The following is a 4,647-nucleotide window of genomic DNA, read 5'->3' as shown; positions in this document are numbered from 1 at the left end:
ACCATCGGCGCGGCGGGAGTGCTGATCCGGCGGAACGCGATCGTGGTCTTCATGAGTGTGCGGGATAGGCCCCGGTCCCCGTGACGGGACGGTATGGCCGGGGCTGCTCCGGCGGGGTGACGTCACACTGCTGCTCACTCCAGCCCGCGGGCTGCGAGCGCGGCGGGTTGCTGTTGCTTTGGAAGATCCCGAGGTGAGCCTCGGTTCCTCCAGCTGCTCTGCGTGAGCCCTGGGGACCGGGCAGGGAGCCTGTGCCGGCGACACCAACCCACCCCCGCTGGCGCAAACGGGAACCCGGCTGTTGACGGCACGTTCACCAACACCCGGCTGTGAGGGGCGTGCGGGGCGCATCCTCCGACACCCCCCGCACGGGCTCGCAAAGCGACAGTGGTCAGGGCCTCACCAGTCACCTCCGCCACCAAAGTCACCGGTGTTGTTGCCGCTGCTGTAGTCGCCGGTTCCCCACTGGCCTGCGCTTCCGGTGTCGCCGGTGCTGGTGTTGCTGTAGTCGGTGGTTCCCCACGTGCCCCCGCTGCCGGTGTCGTTGGTTTCCCATGTGTCCCCGCTGCCGGTGTCGGCAGGCGTGTTACTGATGGGGTCCGAGTCCGTAGGGTTGCCGGTGCCGGTGCCAAGGACGTCAGTCAGCAGGTTTCCGCTGGGGTTGCTGGTTGTGCCGGTGGCGTCGTGGCTGGTGGCGGGGGTGTTCGGAGTCTGGTTCTGACCGGCGATCTGGCTGTAGTCGTGGGTCTGGCCGTTGCTGCTGTCACTGAGGTCGCCGTGGCCCTGGCCGCCGTTGCCGTCACTGGTGTCGACGTCAAGCTGGCCGGTCGAGCTGTCGATGCCGTGGCCGGTGGGGTTGCCGTGGATGATGTCGTTGATGGCCTTGGCGCCGCGGTTGAGTGTTTCCTCCCACTGGCTGACGGGTGGTTCAGTGGGGCCGGTTGGCGTGTCATTTCCGGTCGGGCTGTGTTCGTGTGTGGCGGTGGGAGTTGCGGTCTGCGTGTCAGATACGGGGGGCTGTGCCGGTCCGCTGTCGGCGGCACCGGGCCCGGCGACGTCGCCGGATGAACCCGAGGCAGCCTGCTGGCTCTGCTGAGCGGGGTCGCTGTGGCTAGCGGATGAAAACGTGGGCTGCGGGGCTTTTTGGGCCGGTGCCCCGCCTCCCTGCCCCTCATCCTGCGACTGGGACGTGGAAGCGGCCGCTGCCGGCTGGTGGCCACCGGCATCGTTGGCAGTGCTGGTGCCACCCTGACCACTCATGCCGGCGCTGGTGGTAGAGCCCGGACCGGACTGCCCACCCGGAACACCAGCCTCCTGAGACTGAGCGGCCCGCGGAATCCGCGAATGGGGGGCTTTGTTCGTGTACGGCTTGAGGGTGTTAGTTTCGTCATCCATGATCTGATTGACGGTTTGGCCCGGGTGGGCATTCAACCAGCCATCCGCAGCAGCGTAGCCGCCGGTTTGCGGATCGAAGACTCTGAGGTCATCACCGTACTTGACGAAGTAGGGCTTCTTCGGGTCCGGGGTAAACGAGTCGCCTGTGTTTTGCGGAATGATGCTTGAGGGAGGCGCCTCCTGATGCCCTGTCTCTCCGGAGGGGTTGCGATCTGGGGTGGTGTTCGAATTTCCAAGACCGTAGATGCGCATTACCTCGGCAGCCTCGAGCCTGTTCGGACCGGTCGGCATGCTGTGGTACGGCTTCCCGTCTACATCTGTCGGTGTCATTTTGCCGCGTTCGAGCGTCTCCGTCCCGATCATCACTTCATCGGCTGTCGCGTTTATAGGGTGGTCCAGGCCAAGATGGTGTCCGGCTTCGTGGGCGACAACTCGCAATGCATTATCATGCACATACCTGTCCCACTCTTCAGGTGTAGTAATGAAAGAGCCGCTCATTCTATACGCCTTCAGCGCCCGGTCCCACCGAGGGTCCCCGTAGCCCTCTTGGCTCACCAGCTTACCCGGGGGAATCTCCACCCGTTTCCCGTTCTCGAAGTAGTCTCCTACCTTCTGCTTTAAAACCTTTCCCCAGTCAGTCGCTTCGAAATGTCGCGGGGCGATATTGATAGGTTCGTTCGGGACACTGTAGGACACGCCTCCATCAGTCACCAACTTTACTAGCGTTTGATAGTTTTGCCCTTCCTTGGCGATGACGAAGAGCGGGTGGTGAACTGCATTGTTCCAATTTCCGAATGCCTCATTAGTTAATCCTCTTCCCCGCTCGTTGACGCTAGGATCGAACTTGTAGAACAGTGTCTTGGTGCCTGGAGCTGGCGCCGTGAACATCGGTTCCCCGGTGCGAGTCGTGATCGGATTTACCTCGGCTGAGCTGCTGGTGGCGGCTGCTAGTTGTATGCCGCCGGTTGCAGCCAGGGTGGCGGCGGTTGCGGTGAGGAGGCGCTTGTTCTTCAGGCTGGTGGTGGGCCTTTTCAGGCGGTGTCGCCCGCGGCCACGCTGGTTGCTGGAGTTGTTCATTTTTTATCCTTCCTGGTGCTGTTCGCGTGCACGTGGATCTGTTGTCCGGAGGTCGAATGTTTCGGGATGCTGCGGGACTTCTGCGGTGATTTTCCGTGAGCAATTCGCCGGGAATGCGATTTCCGGAATAATTTGCCGGAGTGGCTGTGTTCGGTTCTCGGTGGGTCATGGCCGCGTGGTCGTGTTTTGTATGAATTTAGTTGTGGGTCGGCTGGTGCTGCAATGTGGCGAAGGTACGGGGTGCGGGGTTGCGGGGTAGTCTGACAATGGCTGGGGTGCGACTTTGGTCGCAGTGTTTTATCCGGACGTAGATGATGTCTGGGGTTCACGCTGGTGAGCTCCGTTGCCAGGCATCGTCAGAGCCGGGATACGTGATCGCTGCTGGTGCTGCGTGGGGCGGCGCAGGGCCGCCACGGCGCCGTCACTGGGGCCATGGTGTGCGGTGTGCGGGAGCTGTTTGGGGAGGAGGGTGAGGAGTGGGTGGCCGGTGAATATCTCCAGTAACTTCCGTTGTTGCAGGTTTAGGCCGGTGATCTCGAGTTGGATGTTAAATTGCCTGCAGCCGGTTTGGAGTGATGTGAGGAAGTTGACTGCGGTGGAGTCCATGAAGGGGACGTTGTGGAGGTTGATGCGCACGGTTGATAGCCGGGGGCTGATAAGCTGGCGGATGGTGTTCAGTGCCGGCCGGGTGGCGAAGTCTATTTCTCCTTTTGGGGTGAGCAGTAGTGTCGATCCCTCCAGCCGTGCGGAGCAGGAGAAGTCGCCGGGGGGCAGTGTCTCAGTTGTCGGCTGCTGCGGTTCCTCGTTCACTGTCTTCATTGATGATCTCCACGTCACTCGGGGCTGGCCTGTGCGCCTGGTTGGTTTTTGAACGCCTGGCTGCGCAGGAATCCTTATGGTGGTTCTCCGATGGGTCGCGCCCTCGGAGCGGGAGGGGTATTTGCCTGTCTAGGAATGCGTGACCGACTCGACGCCGTGCTCGCGCATCACGGCGAACAGAGTGTTTAGTGGCAGCCGGGCTCCCGGGTCGACCTGGTTCGCAGTCCCAGTCTTTCCCGCGGCGCGGTAGCCGGGAATACGGGGCTTGGTAGAGGTGCGTACGGGGCTCTTTGTCGTGTGCTGACCGCGTCCTTTGCTCCCTCTCCCGCGGTCTGCGGGGGAGGGCTTCTGGCCACGACCGCCAAGCGGGATTACCGCTGGTAACTGTTTTAGACCATATCGTTGCCGACTGGAGTGTCAAGGCGTGGAGGCGTATTCGTGGCTGATGCGGGGCTGATTTCCTTGATCGTAAAAGCGGCTCTGCTTGGCGATGTGATGTTTGCGGGGGCGTCAGATTCCCATCGAGGTAGGGCTGTTGGGCTGGAATGTTATGGCGGGGCTGAGTGGCTATCAATTCATGGGGGTTTTTGGTGAGGTCCCGTCAGGTGTTCCTGGGTTTCCGATGTGCTGCAACCGGGCGGAATGTGGGCATTCCCGGTTGTTCTGGGCTCAATGATCGACCTGGGCAGCAAGGTAGGCAGCCTTTTCAACTCGGCCACCGATTGGGTGGGATCCATGCAGGCCATAGTCGCGTGGGCGCTTTGCCGACGGTCATCCGCAGTAGGGGTGAAGGCCACTGGCAGACCGACACCGGCTGGCACTTGCTGGTCGACGGCGAGGAACGGGACGGCTGGGGGACTTCGCCGACACCGTCCCCGTGATCGCCACCCATCTCGACCACCTGCGCGCCAAGGGCACACAGGTGGTCGAGATGGGTGGCGCTTCGGCCGCTCCGAATGGCAGCCCCTTACCGACGCGCTGACCAACACCTGCACGAAGGCCGACCACGACGCCCGCGGCGAACAGCGCCGCGCGGAACGGGAGCGGGCCCCCGGGTCCTCGAGGATCACCAGAGCCGCGAAGAGTTCAAGGCCTCATGGTCCTGGTCGTGCCCGTCGTGCTGCGCCGACGTCGACGCAGCCAACACAGGCAGGCGCCGCGAGAAGGGCCCACCGGCCCGAGGACGGCAGGTTGTGCCCCCGCTGCGAAGACGCCCGCCGCCGATCTCGAACGCGAACGCCACATCCGGGAGGACGGGCCGGCTACTGACGTTGAAGTCGTCTTGTCGTAGGGGCTGACGGTTGGTGATCGTCGAGGTAAGCCGGTTGGATGAGGTATCCGCAGGGCGGGGGTCTG

At 62.9% G+C, this 4,647-nt stretch carries 2 protein-coding genes; both read right to left on the bottom strand.

Annotated features, from left to right (window positions below):
- Positions 1-399: 399 nt before the first annotated feature.
- Positions 400-2,472 carry a hypothetical protein gene (locus tag ABZ070_RS35435; RefSeq protein WP_356640094.1) on the bottom strand — a complete coding sequence of 691 codons (2,073 nt, stop codon included), beginning with the start codon at positions 2,470-2,472 and terminating at the stop codon, positions 400-402.
- Positions 2,473-2,769: 297 nt separating this feature from the next.
- Positions 2,770-3,291 carry an STAS domain-containing protein gene (locus tag ABZ070_RS35430; RefSeq protein ID WP_356640092.1) on the bottom strand — a complete coding sequence of 174 codons (522 nt, stop codon included), beginning with the start codon at positions 3,289-3,291 and terminating at the stop codon, positions 2,770-2,772.
- Positions 3,292-4,647: the final 1,356 nt, after the last annotated feature.

This window comes from Streptomyces sp. NPDC006283 (assembly GCF_040613325.1).
Classification (GTDB): domain Bacteria; phylum Actinomycetota; class Actinomycetes; order Streptomycetales; family Streptomycetaceae; genus Streptomyces.
Note: the sequence above shows the minus strand (reverse complement) of the source record. Positions and strands in the feature narration are given on the sequence as shown.

What these genes read in the sequence shown, in the direction of transcription:
- ABZ070_RS35435 (WP_356640094.1), bottom strand. Translation starts at nt 2,472, where the DNA reads ATGAACAACTCCAGCAACCAGCGTGGCCGCGGGCGACACCGCCTGAAA.
- ABZ070_RS35430 (WP_356640092.1), bottom strand. Translation starts at nt 3,291, where the DNA reads ATGAAGACAGTGAACGAGGAACCGCAGCAGCCGACAACTGAGACACTG.